This is a genomic window from Sphingobacterium composti (assembly GCF_009829075.1).
GTDB lineage: Bacteria > Bacteroidota > Bacteroidia > Sphingobacteriales > Sphingobacteriaceae > Sphingobacterium > Sphingobacterium composti.
This window is the reverse complement of the sequence record NZ_WUQZ01000012.1, coordinates 1-20,683: the sequence shown is the minus strand read 5'-3', so window position 1 is coordinate 20,683 and position 20,683 is coordinate 1. Positions and strand designations below refer to the sequence as shown.

Genomic DNA, 20,683 nt, shown 5'->3' with positions numbered 1-20,683 from the left:
ATCTATTCTATACTGAATTCGTAATTAATTCTGAGGCCAACCCTCTGTTTGCGATAACACATAACCACGAGAAGCATACTCATTAATTTGATTTCTGCCTACTGGTGATAAATAAGGATTTACGTTACCTAATCCTAAGAAAGTTTGTCTTCCTCTAGTTGCAGTATTACGGTAGAATCCTACCATCTTTTCCTTGCTACCAGGAGTTAGTGCATTGTAAACTTCCACTTGACCATTTAATTTTACTACTGACAAACCATCTTTAATTTCATCAGGTAATTGTGTAGGGAAATCTACCCAAGCACCAGCTAATAAATCAGGATTAGCATCCGTATCCATGTAATCTAATTTTGACCAACGTTTTAGGTCTTCGATACGTGAATACTCAAATGTCATTTCCATACGACGTTCACGACGAATCTCCCAAATCAATGCACTAACAGTTACGTCTCTTTCAGGATCTACTGGCAATGTACCTAATGACATTGGAGCTGTTTTTACTACGCCTTTTGCTATGGCTTCTGGAGCTAATGGTCTATTACGAATTTTGTTGATTGACTGATCGATATCGCCTTGTGTTACGGCAGCACCACCCAATGTCGCTAACTCTGCTTTAGCTTCTATCCAGTTTAGTAACACCTCAGCATAACGTAACACAGGAGCATCTGTCGTATTATTAGCACCTGTAAAAGCAGTACCAGCAGCACCGCCTGCAGCTACGCGTGCTTCTACATCACGAGGTAAGAATTTCGTTAAATAAAGTAACGAACCTCTATTACGTGGCGTAGGCTTACTATGGAATGATGCCTCTAACCTAGAGTCACGAGTTTTGAATAGTTCAGTAGTTGCAAAATCTTTAGCATTTTCCAATTCAGAATTCTGCCACACTTTACCATCATTAAGGATAAATGCTTTTAACAAATCTGCTGAAGCCCCGTATGTAACATTATCAGCCAGATTATGAGTTGACAATACGGCATGTTTTACATTTATAGCCTCATCGTATTGTCTGTACATAATCATATCCTTGTTACCTTTTAAATCTTCGGATGTAAACTGAGATCTGTAGTCAGTAACGATATCAAATTTATTGCTAGCAATCACATAATCACCAGCAGTCTTAGCCAACTCGAAAAATTTCTTAGCTCTCTCGTTGTCTTTGTAATAATATTTTTGCCAAGAACCTTCTGTTAATGCTACTCGTGTGATAAAACCCGCTACTACGTAACGATTAACAGTTTGTGCACCATCATTCAGGCGTACATTTTCGAATGCGAATTTTAAATCCTCATATACCGCATCCATCACTTCATTACGTGGTGTACGATCTTTGAATAATGCATCGTAGTCCGAATCCGATATTGGCTTATCATAATATGGAACATCTCCATATGTCGTAACTAGGTCCGCATATTGCATCGCTCTAAAAAATTTACCGATACCAGTCCAGTGATTGTATGCCTCTGTGCTCAACACAGTAGACATTCTACTCTCTATACGATCTAACATAATATTGATAGAACGAATATTTCTAAAACTCCAAATTGCACTATTCGGTACAGCCAAAGTGAATTCGCCTTGGTTACCTTGACGAACTACATCATCACTGAAGGATAATAAATACGAACTACCTAAGTTGAACCCAGAACCATAGCCTTCAAAAAGACCAGGAACAGTGACTCCTTCAATTGTATAACCCGCATAAAATTTATTTGCATAAAGACGAACATTCTCTTCTGTAGTCCAAGCATTGTCGTCATTTGCTGATGTAAGCTGAGGTCTGTCTAAAAACTTCTCACAGCTCGAGAACATCAATGTCGCTGTTAAAAGCGCTATGCTATATTTAATTTTCATAATGTTTCTACTTAATTAATTACAACCCGATTTGAATACCCAAAGAAGCTGATTTGAATGATGGATTACCTGTACCCGTTCTACCTAAGTTGTAATTTCCACTTGTCAAGTTACCACCGTTACCAGAGATCGTTTCTGGATCAATAGGTAGACCTCTAAGATTATCAAACAAGAAAAAGTTTTCTAAAGACACGTAGATACGCGCATTTTTCAAATGAACTCTATTCAATACATTAGGTTGCAATGCATATCCTACAGTAATATTTTTAATTTTAAAATAAGACATGTCCAACAAATAGCGCGACTGAGGAACCATAGTCTGACCTGTAGCTTCGCCATTCAAGTTCCATGCTCTTGGATAGAATGCATCAGTACGGTCTTTTTTCCAGAAATCTTCAGCTATTGCTTGAGGCATTGCGCCATCTTTCACGTGGAAACCTGGTATCGCCAACTGACCAGCACCCCAGATCTCACGCTTACCTACACCTTGCATGAAAACAGACATATCGAAGCCCTTGTAATCAGCTCCTAAACGGAAACCATATTCATAGCGAGGAGTGGAGTTACCAATTTTCACGCGGTCACCTGGATCACCATTTGTGTTTTTACCATTTGTGATATAACCGTCACCGTTAACATCCACAAATTTTACATCACCTGGAGATATATATCCCCAATTCGCTGTACCAGTTTGGAATTGTGTTTGATAAATTGGGTTATCACCCGCTAGCATATTAGTTTGTCTAGCATTACCTTCGTGAATAATTGTAGTAACGATATGATTGCCATTAGCATCATATGCGAAATCACCAGCTTGGTAAAGACGATCCGTTACGTAACCAAAGATATCACCGTATGTTCTACCTGTAGAATAAGTTGTACTCAATAAACGGTTGTCCCAAGGTGTATTCCAGTCAGCACCTTTTGTAATAACTGAAATCGCATCTGCTAAGTTTGCATTAGCTGTAATACGCAATCCATTATCAAAGCGGTGATTGAAGTCTAAATTAACCTCCCAACCTCGAGTACGCAATGCACCAAAGTTACCTTGTGGAGCACTAGCACCAAATGTTGCTGGCAAAGATTCGCCAGGGATAATCATATTATTTGTTTTACGTTGGAAATATTCGAACACTACCCCCAATTTATTGAAGAAACGTAAGTCAGCACCAATATTACTGTGTTCGATATCTTGCCAAGTAATTGAATTAGATACTGATCCAGGAGTTCCTAATTGGAAGAATTGCTGACCAGAACCATTTAACCAACTATTCTTAACGATATCCATAGTAGGAACATACAACGAGTTAGATACCGATTGGTCACCGATATTACCCCACGAACCACGGATTTTTGCAAATGATAATACATCAGAAATATTCTCCATGAAGCTTTCATTTGACATTACCCAACCAGCAGAAACTGATGGATACCATCTATAGCGTAAATGCGACGGGAATTTTGATGTACCATCATATCTTAAGTTACCTTCCACAAGGTATTTACCTTTATATGCGTAGTTAGCACGACCAAAGAAACCTACTTGAGAATCCCAATTCGCGTCAGCACCATTTGTCTCAACACCTGTTGCAAAATTAAATTGTGGATTTTGCTCGTTGATCAAATTAGTACGTCTTGCCCAGTGGCTATCCCAATTGTATGCCACTACGTTAGTACCCAACATTACTTTTACATCATGATCTTGATTGAATATTTTGTTGTAAGTAGTGAAAGCATTGAACGTATGTCTCTTAGAAAACAACGATTGTTTATAAATATTTGATTGTTCTTTTGTAATATATGTTTCTACTGGGAAACGGTAAGCTGGAATACCACCGTTATCTGTAGGGATTCCATTTTCATCTACATAGACTTGACTACCATTTTCATTCCATGCTACAGGGGCATACCAATGCCATGCACCAGTAAATGAAGGCATAGAGGTATTATTGCTATTATTTTGAGTGGAAAATGCATAATCGGCATTCAAATCCCATCCATCCAAAATATTAACGGTAGTTCCCAAGTTTAAGTTAACATAACGGTCAATTTTATGAGCTGTGTGCGCATTTTTAGTGTCAAAATATGGATCTCTAACATCTGTTCCATGCTCTTGAGCAGCAATAGGGAATAACCTAGACCAACGGTACAAATATAACCATGGATCCGATGTAAAGCCTGTTGCAGAATTTGGATAACGTTTTGTACCATTAGAGTACATCGCTCCCCCACGAACTGTCAAGGCATCTGAAACTTTAGTCGACAAATTAATTGTTCCATTGTAACGTGTAAAATCATCTTGCTGCGCAGGCTTCATCATACCCTGCTGTCCCAAATAACCAGCACTTAAGTTATATGAAGTTTTACCCGACTTACCATTAACACCTAAATTATGTAAATGTGAAAACGCATTATTTTTGATCATAACTTCAGCTGGATCGTATAATCTCAAACCAAATTTATCCACACCATCATAATACCAATCACGACCATAAACTACAGGATCATAGTTACCTACTATACCACCATATTTTTGTTGCCATTCCTTAATTTTTTCAAAGCTCTCACGGTTTACACGCCAAAAACCTCCAGCAGGACCTGGTTGTTCTTGATTTTCATGAGCCTCTAATGTATACTCTAAACCATCAATCCCAGCAATTTCAATAGGTTTGAATGGAGATTGTAGGGATAAGTTATTTGTGTAGCTGATACTTTGTGAATCTGTATTAGCACCTTTTTTAGTAGTGATCAAAATTACACCAAAAGCTGCTTTAGCACCATAAATAGAAGATGAAGCTGCATCTTTCAATACTGAAATACTCTCTATATCACTTGGATTAATCAAGTTGATACTTGGCACCTCCACGTTATCTACTAAAATCAATGGATTGCTTGAACCCGCAATGGAAGCTACTTGACCGCGAATTTTCATGATAGGATCAGCACCAACTTCACCTGAAGGAATGGTAATCGATAATCCTGGAATTGTTCCTTGCATACCACGACCTGCATCTGGTATGGGACGAGATCCCATTACTTCTTTAACATTGATTGAAGAAACTGCACCTGTTAAGTGTTCTTTCTTCTGCGTACCGTAACCTACAACAACGACCTCTTCTAGTGAGTTATCCTCTTCTTGCAATGTAACATTGATAGAGTTTGATGTTACTTTAACATCTTGAGACAGATATCCTATACTTGAAAATCTAATAGTAGAACCAAGTGGTGCGTTAATCGTAAACTTACCATTGACATCTGTAATTGTAGATCCTGGCACTCCTACTACAGAAACTGTGACCCCAGGAATTGGACCACTAGCATCTGAAACAGTTCCCTGCACAGAATTTTGAACTAACCTACTATTTAAATAGGAAGTAGCAGCATTAAGATTGTTCACATTAGCAACCTTAGCAGTATTTGCTTCAGCAGAAAACGTCAATCCTAATGCTATTGAGAATAGTAATGTATTTCTCATATGTAGCATATTAAATAAATGGAATTATCATAATTTCAAGGTTTGCCTAAGTGTGAATAGGCAAACCTAGTTTTCATTTGTTTTTCTTATGAGGTAGATTATTCAAAATCTTTGTATAACAAATATTGTTTACGCATTTCTTTATACTCAGCTAAGTCTTTAGCCCAAGAATCGCGAATCTCTTTTTCTGTTTTGCCTGCTATAATTTGTTTACGCAATTCATCCGTTCCAGCTAATTTGTCAAAGAAATCAGCACGCGTAAAGAATTTTGTCTTATCTGGCATTTTTTGATAAAAATCTAGAATATATTTTAGTGTAAATTTTTGCTTATCAGCGTCTAGGTCACGCAAATCTAAACCGTACATAGTTTGTCCTTTTCCCTCCACATGTTTTACCATCCCTTCTTTTTCACCAGGATTGTAAGTGAATTTTCCATATACAGGATTATCATATCCCACAACTTGGAACGGCCAATCTGTACCACGTCCAACGGAAATCTCAGTACCTTCAAATAAACACAGAGAAGCATATAAACGTACCGATAAATGATTTGGTAATGATGGCGAAGGAATTACAGGTAATTCATACATTTTAGAGTGATCCCAATTTTCTACGGGAATAACAGTGACTTTGCATTGACGACCATTTTCTAACCATTTTTCGCCATTGATCATATTGGCTAATTCGCCAACAGTTAGACCATGCACCATAGCGATTTTATGGTAAGAAACATTTGATTTGAATTTATCGTCTTTGCGCACTGGTCCATCGACTTGATCACCACAAGGATTTGGACGATCCAATACAATTAATTCTTTATTGTGTTTAGCACACAACTCCATCACGCGATGCAATGATGTGATATAGGTATAAAAACGCGCACCTACGTCCTGCAAATCGAAAATCATGACATCAATAGAATTAACAATTGAATCTTGCTTTTCGTTACCGCCGTATAAAGTATATAATGGAAGACCAGTTTTAGTATCTTTATCATTATCAACTTTTTCCCCACGTTCGATGGTACCTCTGAACCCGTGTTCCGGCGCAAAACCAAACTTCAAATCCACGCCTTCTCTAAGCAACACATCTACTAAGTGTTCTTTACTTTCGCCAACAATAGTAGTCTGATTACCCATTAAACCAACTTTCTTACCTTTCAGTAATGGCATATAAGCGGATAATTGATCAGCACCAGGAAGAATCTTACTTGTATTCAATATTTGATCAGCAGAAACTTGCTTTGTACTTGTTTTTGAGGACTTACACATACCACAAGAAAACAGAGACAAACATATTACTGTCGCAGAAATCAGAATTGAGGTTTTTATCATTTTAATTGCAATACTTCTTTAATAATTTACACTATATGATTATCAGGCATAAAATTACAATAAAAACGCACAAAAAAGCAAGATTGCCACATATTTATTCAACTATATAACGGATATCAACAAACAAAACGCACAAAAATGATAGTTGTAAAAACAACCATAACTTTCCTTTTTTTATTAATATCACTTAATAATGTGAGATAAAACAAGGTTTTATACGGATTGTTCGCATCACTTAGTGTAAATTGAACACAATGCAGTAACTTTGGTGTTACACAAACGTTTTCGAATAAAAAAGCCCCCTGAAAAGGAGGCCTTTAGAATGCCAAATAATTAATATTATTCTTTAATATCCCACCATACTGGCTGAGACCATACATCATCACTTAATGCACGAGGATGTGAGGCTTTAACATTCTCTGCATTATAATTAAATTCATGATTTACCTGCATTACGCGTCTAAAATGCGTCCCCGAAGGAATTTTATTTTGAGCCGACGCAGTAACTGTATATTCGTATGGAACTTTCCAACCCGAATAAACATTACTATCATAGTCATACCTTCTCATATCATTCCAATTTTGGTGAGAATAAGACATCGCAATGTATTTTTGAGTCATAATCTTATTAAGCGTTAAATCCCCAGCAGCCCCTATACCATTCTCTAAAAAGTTTGTAACAGCAGTAGCACTCATTGGAGATTTGCTTGGATTAATATTACCATATGCGGTTAATTTTGCATTCATCATATCGATGTGTGCTTTTATACCCGCCTTATATGCTTCGAAAGCAAGTGTATTGTTACCTTTCTTGAAATAGATTTCTGCTTTAATAAAACACATTTCCGCATATGTCATTACATACGTAGGAGCATCTGGTCTTGCATTGAAGATACTAGTACCAGCGGAACTTCCATCTCCCCAAACGTACTGATCATTTGCCGCTTTATTATAGCCAATTGAATTACTTCTGGTTGACACATACAAAGTATCGCCATATCGTGCACTATTCGTGCCTCCGATGTAATTAGAATAAGGTAATATTTTACGCTCCGAAGCTGTACCTGCATTCAATGTCAATACAGATGCACTATTATTAAATGAAGACGTGATAGGACCTCCATTCATGCGAATATCTGAACTCATGTCTACACCTTTTGAGCGTTTGAATACTTTATTTTGCAAACTACCACTACCAAATTGCGCCCAAGGAATCATTTTATCTGCTCGAGGATCTGCAACGTTAGGATCCGAAGTATTAGTTAAAATATCCTCATACCATTTGGTAATTCTAAAATTGGTATTCATACCCATATTAGAAAACATTACTGAAGCTTTTAGAGGATCACCAAATAGGACGTCACCAACAGGCTCTACAACATCTACATGATTGACTACAGTACTAGTCGCATTGCTATTAGGAGCTTTCTCTAGTAGAGCCAAGATTTCGTCAGGATTATAAATAGATTTTTTTGATAGATTATTTAACCACCTCGCTTTCAGACCATAGGCTAAACGTTTCCATTTGTCTACATCCCCTCCATTCCAACTATCACCCGCACTCAACGGTGTAGCTCCAGCTGTTTGCGTCATTTCAAAATAAGCGATGGCTTGATCGATATCTTTTATACAACCTTCGAAAATTGTTTTTCCATCATCAAATTTAGGAGATATGTTTTCGCCCAATGCCTCGGTATAAGGAATCTCTCCCAACCAATCCACCATTAGCATAAAGCCCATTGCTCTAATAACTTTCGCTGCTCCTAAATAGTGGAAAGCCCCTTGTGCTTCCGCGGCTTTTTCAAAATCAGCTAAATTTGAACCCACAGCCACAAAAAAGAACTGATATGGCGTCGTAGACATTCCTTGGATAGGATCCCAACCTGCCGACATACTTTGCTGTGATGTATTTTTTATAAAAGTCAAATTCTGCGTAATCAATGCAGATCGAACCCCCGCTGCTGCATGTGCATACAATAAATGATGCTGCATCCATGGCAACCTGTTTTGAACAGGCGCGACTACATTGGTTGGATTACTAGGGTCAACATTAATATCCAACCAGCTTTCTTTACAGCTATTAAACAATATAATAGCAGAGACGAATAATATAATTTTGTTAAAACGTTTCATAATGCGAATTGTTAGAATTTTAAGTTAACACCAAACATAAAACCTGCAGTGCTTGGTACGCCATTGAAATCAATACCTACCGAACTAGAGCCAACAACACCCGAACCAGCCGCAGATGCTTCAGGATCCATACCTTTATAATTTGTGAATAATAATAAATTTGTACCCTGCGCAGTAGCTGTTAGACCTTTCACAATTCTATTCAGTGAAGCATTTTTAGCGACATATTTTGTAAAATCATAAGATAGTGATACTGTTCTTAATCGCAACCAGTTTGTGTTGGTTTGAAAATTAGCACTTTCTCTAACGTAAAAATCTGAATAATAATCTTGTATAATTTTACGTCCACTTGTATTTACATTTCTGATCATGTAAAATTGATCTGCCTCAAATGTAAAGGAACGATCTTCATAAGTCGCTACACCATCAACATTGCCTGTTTGCACCGCACCATTTATCGTCAAGCTTTCTCTATCCATAGTACGTTTACTCATACCATTAACGGTCATAAAGTAATCTGTACCGTTATACACATCGCCTCCGATTCTGAAATCCCACAAGAAAGAGAAATTCAAATCTTTATACTGCAAGCTATTGTTAAATCCACCAGTTAATTTTGGTTCTCTATTACCTATTTGATAAGTTGTTGCATTATCACTCGTAGGCATTCCAGTATTAGCATCTAACACCACTTTTCCATCTGGAGTACGCGTCCATCTTGAACCCGATATCGCCATAAAATCACCACCATTGAACGAAGCTGCTTTTGCATTACCAACTTGAACATCTGTAACATACAATATCTCGTTACCTTTTATCAAGTTATCTAATGTCCCTCGATTTTTAGCCATATTTAATGTTGCATCCCAAGTAAAATTAGAAGTAACAACTGGCTTGCCTGTTAAAGCTAACTCCATACCTTTGTTATATATATCACCGGCATTTACAGACACCAAAATATATCCAGTAGTTTGACCCATACGTGGAGACACAATCTGGTCATACGAATTGTTCGTATAATATGTATAGTCAATACCTAAGCGGTTATTTAAGAATCTTAATTCAGCACCCACTTCAAATGATGTGGTAGTCTCGGGTCTCAATCCTGGATTACCACGATTCCAATAATTACCTGTTCCGATTAATCCCCCTAAAAACTCTCTTGAAGGCCACAATGTAGTAACTGTCAAATAAGGAGATGCATCTTTACCTACTTTAGCCCAAGACGCACGTAGCTTACCATAGTTAAGCCATGAAACATCCTTTGTTAGCTCTGAAAACACGAAACTTCCGCCCACTGAAGGATAGAAATAAGAGCGGTTCTCCACTGGTAAGGTAGATGTCCAGTCATTACGACCTGTCACATTCAGGAAAAGCATATTCTTATAACCAGCTCTTAGCTCACCATACAAACCAAATAATCTTCTCTTGGACTCAGTTGAATTAAATCTTTTATTCGCATCAACTATATTTTCGAAGCTGTAGAAGTCATCGATCACGAAATCAAAACCGACTCTTCTTTCATTGCTCACTTTCGTTTGCTCCGAGAAGAAACCTATCAATGCACCTAAATCAAAATCACCGACTTTTTTGTCAAAATTCGACATCAAATTAGAAGACCAATAATTAAATCGGTAATCACTAGCTGACATCATACCATTTTGCCATTGTGGTCTTACCGCACCACCTGGAGAAACCAATGTATTATTTCTAGTCAAATAACTATCTGTTCCAACACGATAGGATAAGTTCCACCACTCAGCCAATTTCATATTAGCGTTCAAATTGGCTGTGAAACGTTCAGTTCGATCATCCAATAAATTTTTATTTATCGTCCAATATGGATTCTCAACGTCGTCCTCAAGTCGCTGTCTGTCACCAAACATTCTATACTTACTTCCGTCTTCATTCAGATATTTTGTCATATCATCATTTCTGGACCAACGATACACAGAGTTCATTGCTCCAGTACCACCTGAATTATATAGTCCTGCAGAAGTTAATGTTTTGTCTGTATTCGCTAATGAATATGCAACATTTGTCCCCAAAGTCAAACGACCATACTTTTGATCACCATTAAATCTGAATGTGGTCTTATCATACCCCGTAGAAGGTACGATACCGGATTGGTCAAATCGTGACGCTGAAACATAAAATGTCGTATTAGCACTTCCTCCAGCCAAACTTACTGTATTATCGTAAACTGTCGAATTATCGAAGAAGTTCTTAATATTATCATACATCACATCGTTAGCACCAAAAGTCTCTCCCCATGATTGTGTTGTATAATCGTCCAAAACTCCTGCAGCATTGTAATAACCTCGCTTATATTTACTTTGCTGTTCAGGTAAGCGATTAACCCAATTAGTGGAAGCACGAGAAGAGAAAGCTACTTCTGCTCTTCCTTCTTTCCCCTTTTTAGTTGTGATTATAATCGCTCCTGCTGCAGCTCTAGATCCATACAAAGCTGCTGCGGCAGGTCCTTTCAATACGGACATACTTTCTACATCCTCTGGATTGACATCCATTATACGATTACTGTTCGTCGAAGAAACAGATTGCGCTCCATCAAATCCACTATTCCCGCCCAAAACCGTAGAATTATCATAGATTACTCCATCTACTACGAACAAAGGCTGATTATCACGTTCTAATGATGTACCACCGCGTAAAATAATCTGTGCACCTGCACCTGCTGAACCCGATGTTTGCGTTACGTTAACACCTGCTACTTTACCCGCCAAAGAATTGACAATATTAGCAGTTTTGTTTTTCATTAGTTCATCAGCTTTAAGATCTTGCACAGCATAACCTAGTGCTTTTTTCTCTTTACGAATCCCCAGTGCAGTAACTACCACTTCTTCTAAGGCTTCTTCTGAGCTCGTCAAAGTGATATTATACACATTGCCCACACCCACAGCCTGTGTGAATTCTGTACTACCTAAAGATCTAAATAATAAAACCTCACCAGGAGATGCTTGAATGGTAAATGATCCATCAGGATTGGTTTTGACAGTTCGATTCGTCCCTTGAACCTCAACTGTTACATTGCTCAATGCCTCTCCAGAAGGGCTAGTAACCTTACCAGTAACAGACTTTTGCTGAGCCATCAAACAGGATGCGTATACTGCTACCCCGAAAAATGTGAGAAGTAATCTTCTTTTCATGCGTTTGATAGTTAATAATTATTATATAATATAGGAGTATATTGGAAGTAAATAATCAAAAAATCACTTCCCGAATTAATTTTTAAATATGTAATGTCTTTACAGGTTTAATAACTTTTAATAGACACCTTAAATTGTCAATGCTTACAACAATTTTAATGAATTATCTGCATAATTTATAATTTTTTGAAAAAACAACGAATAAAACCGCACTTGTAAAGTTGGTTTTACAATATAGCTAAGAGTTGAGACGTCACAACACCGCAACAAAACGCAAAGGAGTTAGACACCATGTTTATCCTACAAATAAATTGAGCTATTCGACAAAATTAATAATATGAAAAAAATAAAACCCTTCAGTATATGAAGGGCTTTAAATGTAAAGTTATACATATAACTACTTTATGGTCGAGAAACTTTAAATTCTAAACTTATAGTACCATATACACCTGAAATTGCTGGAGGAACAGATAATACTTTTGCAGCTGCATAAATGTTTCGCGTGATAGAATAAATATACAATATATCATTCAGCTGCAAAGATTGAACTCTATTTACTGCGGCTCCTGTAGAGCTATTATATGCATCAACAAGCTGATCACGATTAAATTCGTCTAGTCCATTATATTTAGTAACTGCACCAGCAGTTCTATCCAACTTCATCCAACCCGCATTTCTTGTAGGCCATAAGTCAATATTACTTTGCCATGCGGATGCAAAAGCTGAAAATCCAGTCCCATTTATAGTAAAGAAATTTGAACGGGAACCCGCGCCTAATGTATAACAAATATCTATCGTCTTTTTAAGTTGATCGTTAACTTCAGATTCCAAATATAATTGCATATATTTCAAATCAATGAATTCCGCATTAGTATATGTACTACTAACCAAGGTCAACGTATTACGGTTAGTCGCCTCTATATCCAACAAATTATCTGAAGTATAAAAATACTCAAAGGTATTTGCGACTGGGCTATAGGCTGTACGATAGATAATAGGCTTAGATAAATCGACATCCTTGACTACATCTACCATATCCGCAAATTTTGTTAGAACTTTAGAAGAAACACCGCTCTTAGATGTATATTGGATTTCCATCCCAACGACTTGTTCTGATATCATCTTTTTCCAAACAAAAGCCAAGGAGTCCTTAAATTTAACTGTATGGCTCAATTCTCTAGGGTTAAGATTAGCACGATATACATCTCCATATACCGTTGTACTTAATTCCATAGGTACTGAGCGAAGTCCATCTTTATTGGAGGTATATGCTGTAAAAACGTGACTTCCTTCGGCTATATTATTTACAATAAAATATTGTTGTGTCACACTGTGGTTAATGTCAAAAGATGTAGAATCGCTACCATTATTCCATTTAACAACTAATTCCTTTGCTTCTGCATCCTTAGGGGTACGGATACCAAAGCGGACTTTTTTATCTCCTGGCTGCAACCATATTGAGTCAGGCTTACCAATATAAATCCGCTCTATGACATAATCTTTATAATAATGATCCATCTTGGTACACGACATTATTAGCACTAATGCCACGATCATGAATCCATAACTTATATTAATTTTTTTCATTTGTTTATATTCTATGTTTCCACTATTTTATCTGTCTTCCCCAAAATTCTAACTCGGGATAATAAACTTGTGTACGTGGCTCCCAAGTACTTACTGTCTCTACACGAATATATCTCACAGCAGGTATATCTAGTGGGAAATCAAAATCATTACCGATTTGAGCTGCAGCCAGATCAGCTTCTGTAAGCCCACCATTACCTGAAGATGGCGATTTACCAGAAGGTCTCCAATTATCCCATTCTCCCAATAATGTCCAAGTACTCATATCCGAACTTGGCGTAGTGTTGCCCCAAATACGAATGTGCTTAGCATTTCCCGATTGATAATAAAGGTTATTATTTTGCCAATATTTAAATCGACTCAATTGATAGTTTGCCAACATATCAATAGTGAAAAATTTGGGAAATTTAGCTTCAGCTACTGAATAATATCCATCAGCCCAAGTTGCTCGAGCACCATCAAATATCCTACGCAATGCATAAGTAGTAGATGAAGCTTTGGAATCTCCAGCAATCTCAATAAAATGAGCTGTATTAGTACTCGACAATGGTAATTTGATTTCTTCTCTAGGAGCGAAAGTATAAGATAATGTATCACTAAAGTTTTGCCATTGATCACGTACATATACACCAAAAACTGTTTCTTCCGGAGATAAACCCCTAAAATTAAATGCAAAACTTTTACTTTCTGTGAAGAAAGCTTGTACATCTTCCCATGCTCCAGTTGTTTTGTTTTTCTTCAAAATACCGATCATCAATTTCGATGAAGTAGGATTCTCACCTTCTATTCTACCTCCGCCCCAATCAGAAGCGATTTTCAACTTCTCAACAACCTCTACAAAAGGCGGTTTATTAGGATTTACTGTCACCATTGTAGGTGTGGATTCTTTCTCATCCTTACTAACAGCATATAATGTAACTGTATATGCTTTTTCTTCAGCAAATCCATCTACCATGAGTACATTATCATATCTAGAAGCTCTTGCCTCTCTTTTAGCACCTTCATCTAAGGTGTACACAGCTTTAACATACGCTGCGCGAGGATCATTTAATTTGAATGATATCGCGGCTGCACCAGGTAAATTTTCTACGCTAAAATCTTTGATCGCATCTGGTGTGTCGCCCTCAAAGAGGGGCTTATGTTTTTCCTCGTCGCAAGATATTGCCAGCAAAAAAGGAAGTATAAGCGTTAATAACTTTATGAATTTCATAGTATTTTTAATTTAATAAGAAAAAAAATATTGACATATTACCATCCTGGACTTTGTAATAGATTTTCATTACGTTGTAATTCATATTCACGAATTGGCATAAAATAATCTCTCTTTCTGAATTCTCTTTGATAAATAACCGTTCTTCTGTAAAATTCTTCTGGTGTAACACCTCTTTTATCCCATCCTAACATCGGTTGAGCTAAAATATCTTCTGCCATCTTCCAACGTAACAAATCCCAATAAACTTGCGATTCACTATTCAACTCAATTCTACGCTCTTGACGAATGATCTCACGTAAACCTTCTTTCGAGTTATATTTGCCCGGTTGTGTTGAATATTCATCCCACGAAGTTTGTACAGTAGGTATACCTGCTCTATCTCTCACTGCATTTAGATATTCAAAAACCTCTGCACTTGGACCGCTAAACTCATTCAATGCTTCTGCATATAATAAGTATAAATCTGTCAATCGCAAATTTGGAAATAGGTAACTAGTTACATAATAACTAGATCCTTCCAAATAGTTTTGATAATTAATAGGTTTTTTCGGATAATATCCTGTCGGAGAGTGTGCAGATGTCTCACGCACGGATGTATATCTTCCACCTCGTATTTCTAAATGCCAGTTGTCCAAATCCGTATATTTACCTTGACCATACCAAATCCCTCCATCGAACCCTATATTTGCATAGAATCTAGGTTCACGATTAAAATGTAGTTTGATTGTTTGATAACCTTCTTTTACATGTCTTTTATTTGGCTCATCACCTACTTTTAAATCGTATCTTTCGTTATAATTCCAAGTCTTATCTTTATCCAAAGGAAGGCCTTTGTCTGTATAAAACATTTCAACAATATTCAATGTAGGACCATAAGCTCCCGCTGTACTTGTACTTGTCAAATCTGGACTCCATGATCTTGGTGTTAGTGCACTTTGCAAAGCGAAACCAGCCGTATTTGGCCATATTACCTCACCATTTGGATCACGTGCTGCAAATGATTCTCTGATGTTTAATTCATATATCATGGTATCTGACAACGATAAAGAAGGGTTTGGGTGAAATTTATACAATTCCATGCCAATGCTATTCGCATTGTCGATTGCTACTTTTAATGCATCAGCAGCTCTTTTCCATTTATCCGCAGAATATATTTGATTAAACAAGTGACCGTGTACTTTATCTACATAATTGGAATAATCCGTATTACCATTGAATAATGGACTAGCCGATGTAGACAACACTTTAGCCTTTAACCCCAAAGCCATCATAGCTGTAACACGGCCATAATTAGGTCGATCTATCTGTTGAGTAGGTAAATTGGGCAAATATTCTAGCGATTCGTCCAATAGCTGAACAATATAATCCACACACACATCTACAGGCTCACGTCTTACGCGTACATCAGAGATACCAGCATCGATAGACAGGTTTTCACGAATTAACGGTACCGGGCCGTAAAGTTGCATAAGGAAAAAAGTATAATATGCTTTTAAAAATTTTACTTCTGCACTCCACTCATCTCTTTCGGGCTGCATCATATCTGGTACTTTTTGAATATTTTCTAAGAAAATGTTACAATCACGCAACGCTTGAAACATATCCTTACCACCATTCAATCCTTCCCAATAATTTAATAACGGAGAAGAAACATTCTGTTGTCCTTGCACAAATCTTGAAGTATTACTTTCGCTATAAGCCAAGGGCCACATTTCAATACCTGCAAACGAAGCACTAGCCGATGTTAATTGCCCATGCTGTGGCAAATACGAGTAACAAGTGTATAAGAATTTCTTAGCAGCACTTCTTAAGGTAAATGCATTGTCTATCGTTGGAACATTATCGGGAACTACGTCTAAATAATTACAGCCAATAACCGCCTGCAAGGAAAGAAACAATATTGATATTTTTAGTTTTCTTTTCATGACCAATCCAAATTAAAAATCAAGTTTAACACCTAAATTAAACACACGCTGAATTGGATATGCCAATCCATTTCCAGCCATTTCAACATCCCATAATTTAAATCTGCTGAATGTTAACAGATTCAAACCATTTGCATACAATCTTAGGCTTCCTACATTCACTCTGTTTAAGAATTTACTTCCATTCTTATCAAATGTAAGACCCATCTCCAGCTGTTTCAAACGAAGGAATTCTCCATTACGCATCCACCATGAACTAGTAACTTCATTATTTGGATTTCCTGATGTCCAACTTAATCTTGGGAATAATGCATATACATCTCTGTTTTCTACTGACCAATGATCGTCTGCATAAACCTGCAATACATTATTCTGAACCGTACCTGCCAATGTCTCTCCAGAATATGCATAACTTCTGAATGGACCTGTAGCTCTTGGATCTATGAAGAATGATTCTCTACCCAACCCTTGAAAGAAAACAGAAAAATCAAATTTTTTATGACCTAACGAAATACCAAAACCATAATTGACCTCGGGAACTGTAGGATATCCCAATGGAACCATATCTAAAGATGTAATACGTCCATCACCATTTACATCCACATATTTAATATCTCCAGCTATTACTTGACCTCCTAATTGTTGTTCAGGGGAGTTTCTCACCTCTTCATCATCGATAAATAATCTCTCCGCTATATACCCTCTTGCTATGTTAATAGGATAACCTGCTCTAAACAACCATGGATGGTTATAATATGGCTCTTCATAAACAATAAATTTACTTGTTGCAAATGTAAAGTTCGCCATACCCTTAATCCATAATCCATTATAGAAACTTTTTGTATAGCTCGCAGACATATCAAAACCTTTCCCTTGCGCTTCACCAATATTAGCGTGAATTGCTGCTGCTAGTCCCATAGTAGAAGGAATGTCAGCACGCTGCATAAAAATGTTTTTTCTGTCCTCTTTGAAGAAGTCAGCTTGAATCTCAAGTTTGTTATTAAACAACCCTAACTCAACTGCTAAATTGGTCTTATACGCTGTTTCCCAGGTAATCTCTCTATTAGGATATCGAGAAACACTTACACCATTTAGCGACTCATCCAATGATGGTCCAAACGTCCAAGCTCTCGCTGAAGAATTCATGTTTACTTCTGAAAGGTAATAAAAACGTTGACTTGCTGAGCCTATCGCATCATTACCAACTAAGCCATACGTACCACGCAATCTAAAATTTGAGACTATATTGTTTAATGGTTCGAAAAATTTCTCTCGAGACACATGCCACGCTACCCCAACAGATGGAAAGAATCCAAATCGATGCTCTTTTGAAAAACGCTCCGAGCCATTGTATCCAAAGTTAGCTTCAATATTATATCTCCCTAAATAGCCATACGTAAATCTACCTGCCACGTTTAAATTACGATGAGGTAACGACAATTGCAAACTACCTGGATTACCATTGAGTTCACTATTCATTGTACCAACCAGCATTCCATTAAAAGAATGATCTCCAAATTTTTTCTGATAATTTACAAGACCTTGCATAAAGAAAATAGATGTAACATCTTTGCCACCTTGACTATAATCTAAATATTCCGTTCCCTCATCTTCATTATAAATGCTGTATCTGTAATTATTATTATCATCCAAACCTTCTAATTTGTAATAAAAAGGTTTGTAAGCACGACTCACTTCATAGAAGGCATATCGAGTCGTAGTAGCACGCAAAGTAGCGGACAAACCATCCGTTACCATATCCAATTTTTGATTCAACTCCAATTGAGCCTGCATACGAGATTGATTATATTCTCTATATCCTCTTACCATTTGTGCATAAGGATTCAGATAACCGCCCTCATCTGCATTACCAAACATTATGTGTTGAAGATATTTGTAATTTTCTCCTGGTGGATAATAAGGTTGGAATCGCGTAGGAACAGCACGCATGATATCGCGATACGCTTTAGTGGCACTTTGCAATGGTCCATTATAATCGTCAAAAGTACCACTCAGACGTACATTTAATTGCGTAATAGGTGTCAAGTTAATATTAACATTACTCCGCATACTGTACGTTTTCAAATTCACGTTATTGTTGAAGTTTGAAACCTTCGGAACTTTTAATATACCATTATCTTGATTCAGTGCACCAGACACAAAATATTGAGCAATACTTCCTCCTCCTTTCACACTCATATTTACACGTTGATTCAATGCGTAATTATTAAGCAATTCTTTTTGCCAATCTACAGCAGGATATTCTAATGATCCACCTTCAGGCGTATACTCAATCTGTTGCATAGAATAAGGACTTCTAGTCAAAGGATCACGACCAAGTAAAGCCTCATTCGCCAATTTCATATAAGTGATTGGATCTACTAATTCAACTTGACGTGTAGGAGTCGAAAGTGAATTTTCAACACGAACCGAGACATTTAAATTTTCTCTTTTACCTTCTTTTGTGGTTATTAACAATACCCCATTTGCACCCCTCGCGCCATACACCGCAGCGGCAGAGGCATCTTTCAAAATCGAAAAATTTTCTATATCATCAACTTGAAGTCTTGCCAAATCTGTTGGCGTTGACTCGATGTTATCAATCAAAATCAATGGGTCCACTTTATACCCAAATGTTGTAACTCCGCGTATAAAGAAATCAGCATTATCAGCTCCTGGTTCACCAGTCCGCTGGAAACCAATAATACCTGCTGCTCTACCAGCCAAAGCAGCTGTAAGATTACTAGACGGTATCTTAAGTTCAGATGGGTTAATTGTAGTAATAGAGGCAACTACATCTTCTTTTTTTGCTTTACTTCCAAACGCCGTTACAACTGTCTCTCCAATCAATTGAGATGATTCTGCTAACATTACGTCTATTACCGCTTTGTCAACTACTGGAACTTGAAGATTTTGAAAACCAACGGATGAAAATGTTAATACAGCATTATTTACAATTTCTTTTGGAATTACAATTACATACCGACCATTTTGATCCGTGGAAGTCTCTAATCCGGTCTTTACTTTAACGGAAACACCCGCAATTGGATTTTTTAAAGAATCTGTTACTTGACCAGTAACTTGTATTTTTTCTTGTTTAACAAATGATTTTTTGTTGTCTGCTTGCGATTGACTAGGTATTGCTGATAGTAATAATAGCAGTATAGGTAATAAAAGAAATGTTAAATAGAGCGATTTCTGCAATCTATTTCTCTGCGATTTATATTTTGCTAAATTAGAGTAATACAATACTGTTATTATTCCATGCCGAGCAGCATTTAATTTAGCAATGAAAGAATGATATAAGCGTAGCTTGTTCTTCATTGGAAAATATTAATAGGTTAGTAAAATTGGCCTTTTGATAGTATCATTAATACGATCCATGCCATAAAAATCCATAATCAGGTTTGATGACGATGGAATAATTCATCATATTTACTTCTCAGTAAATTGTAGATGTGGAATAACACAATTAAATACATGTAATAAGGTTTCACGGTCTGCCGACCCATCATAGAGCAATGCCCTAAAAATTCGAAAATTTCTGTTCATAATGGTAGTATGTTAAAAAGTTAGTCTTTGGAAAGCACGTATCTACAAATTCATAGGTTAATAATATCAATACGGTCCATTCTAAAACAATTATAGCAAATAAAATTTAAATAAAGAACATGTTTATTCATTTTTTTTTTAAAAACCGAATAAACATGCATTATTGTAAATTTTTTCAGAATAAATCCCACCAAATTGAGCATTCAATCTTTTAATCCAATAAAAAAAGGGTCAGAATAAAATTCTGAGGGCACTGAAAAAGTCCCCTTTTATATTTGGCCCCAAAAAAAAGGAGTAGAAAATGCATTTACTACTCTTTTTTTTGTATCTTAAATTAAGCTTAAACGGATATCAGGATGCTTTCTACCCAACAAAAAATACAGTTCAGTTCTTATTCAGGATTGTACGATATCATTGTTCCAAAAAACAATCTTCTTCGGAGA

General features: G+C 36.7%; 9 protein-coding genes. All 9 read right to left on the bottom strand.

From position 1 onward, the window contains the following. Window positions 1-24: 24 nt before the first annotated feature. Window positions 25-1,854: a RagB/SusD family nutrient uptake outer membrane protein gene (locus GOQ17_RS09380; RefSeq protein WP_159637087.1), complete on the bottom strand. Its 1,830-nt coding sequence runs from the start codon at window positions 1,852-1,854 to the stop codon at window positions 25-27. 19 nt (window positions 1,855-1,873) lie between these two features. Then, window positions 1,874-5,329, bottom strand: a complete 3,456-nt coding sequence (locus GOQ17_RS09375; RefSeq protein WP_159637085.1) for a SusC/RagA family TonB-linked outer membrane protein — start codon at window positions 5,327-5,329, stop codon at window positions 1,874-1,876. A gap of 98 nt (window positions 5,330-5,427) precedes the next feature. Beyond that, a complete protein-coding gene (locus tag GOQ17_RS09370) occupies window positions 5,428-6,663 on the bottom strand; it encodes an exo-beta-N-acetylmuramidase NamZ family protein (protein ID WP_236537111.1) in 1,236 nt (411 codons plus the stop codon). Window positions 6,664-7,002: 339 nt separating this feature from the next. Then, entirely contained in the window at window positions 7,003-8,796 is a 1,794-nt protein-coding gene (locus tag GOQ17_RS09365) for a SusD/RagB family nutrient-binding outer membrane lipoprotein (RefSeq protein WP_159637084.1), read from the bottom strand. Window positions 8,797-8,807: 11 nt separating this feature from the next. Next, window positions 8,808-11,963, bottom strand: a complete 3,156-nt coding sequence (locus GOQ17_RS09360) for a SusC/RagA family TonB-linked outer membrane protein (protein ID WP_159637083.1) — start codon at window positions 11,961-11,963, stop codon at window positions 8,808-8,810. 402 nt (window positions 11,964-12,365) lie between these two features. Continuing rightward, entirely contained in the window at window positions 12,366-13,550 is a 1,185-nt protein-coding gene (locus GOQ17_RS09355; protein ID WP_159637082.1) for a DUF4998 domain-containing protein, read from the bottom strand. A 22-nt stretch (window positions 13,551-13,572) separates the two neighbouring features. After that, complete coding sequence (locus GOQ17_RS09350; RefSeq protein WP_159637080.1) at window positions 13,573-14,760, bottom strand: DUF5000 domain-containing lipoprotein; 1,188 nt, start codon at window positions 14,758-14,760, stop codon at window positions 13,573-13,575. Between the two features lie 38 nt (window positions 14,761-14,798). Then, window positions 14,799-16,688, bottom strand: a complete 1,890-nt coding sequence (locus tag GOQ17_RS09345) for a RagB/SusD family nutrient uptake outer membrane protein (protein WP_159637079.1) — start codon at window positions 16,686-16,688, stop codon at window positions 14,799-14,801. Window positions 16,689-16,700: 12 nt separating this feature from the next. Beyond that, a complete protein-coding gene (locus GOQ17_RS09340; RefSeq protein WP_159637078.1) occupies window positions 16,701-20,012 on the bottom strand; it encodes a SusC/RagA family TonB-linked outer membrane protein in 3,312 nt (1,103 codons plus the stop codon). Between the last annotated feature and the right edge of the window lie 671 nt (window positions 20,013-20,683).

Bases quoted from the DNA above. Each gene is read 5' to 3' on its own strand.
- GOQ17_RS09380 (WP_159637087.1), bottom strand. From the start codon at position 1,854: ATGAAAATTAAATATAGCATAGCGCTTTTAACAGCGACATTGATGTTC.
- GOQ17_RS09375 (WP_159637085.1), bottom strand. From the start codon at position 5,329: ATGAGAAATACATTACTATTCTCAATAGCATTAGGATTGACGTTTTCT.
- GOQ17_RS09370 (WP_236537111.1), bottom strand. From the start codon at position 6,663: ATGATAAAAACCTCAATTCTGATTTCTGCGACAGTAATATGTTTGTCT.
- GOQ17_RS09365 (WP_159637084.1), bottom strand. From the start codon at position 8,796: ATGAAACGTTTTAACAAAATTATATTATTCGTCTCTGCTATTATATTG.
- GOQ17_RS09360 (WP_159637083.1), bottom strand. From the start codon at position 11,963: ATGAAAAGAAGATTACTTCTCACATTTTTCGGGGTAGCAGTATACGCA.
- GOQ17_RS09355 (WP_159637082.1), bottom strand. From the start codon at position 13,550: ATGAAAAAAATTAATATAAGTTATGGATTCATGATCGTGGCATTAGTG.
- GOQ17_RS09350 (WP_159637080.1), bottom strand. From the start codon at position 14,760: ATGAAATTCATAAAGTTATTAACGCTTATACTTCCTTTTTTGCTGGCA.
- GOQ17_RS09345 (WP_159637079.1), bottom strand. From the start codon at position 16,688: ATGAAAAGAAAACTAAAAATATCAATATTGTTTCTTTCCTTGCAGGCG.
- GOQ17_RS09340 (WP_159637078.1), bottom strand. From the start codon at position 20,012: ATGAAGAACAAGCTACGCTTATATCATTCTTTCATTGCTAAATTAAAT.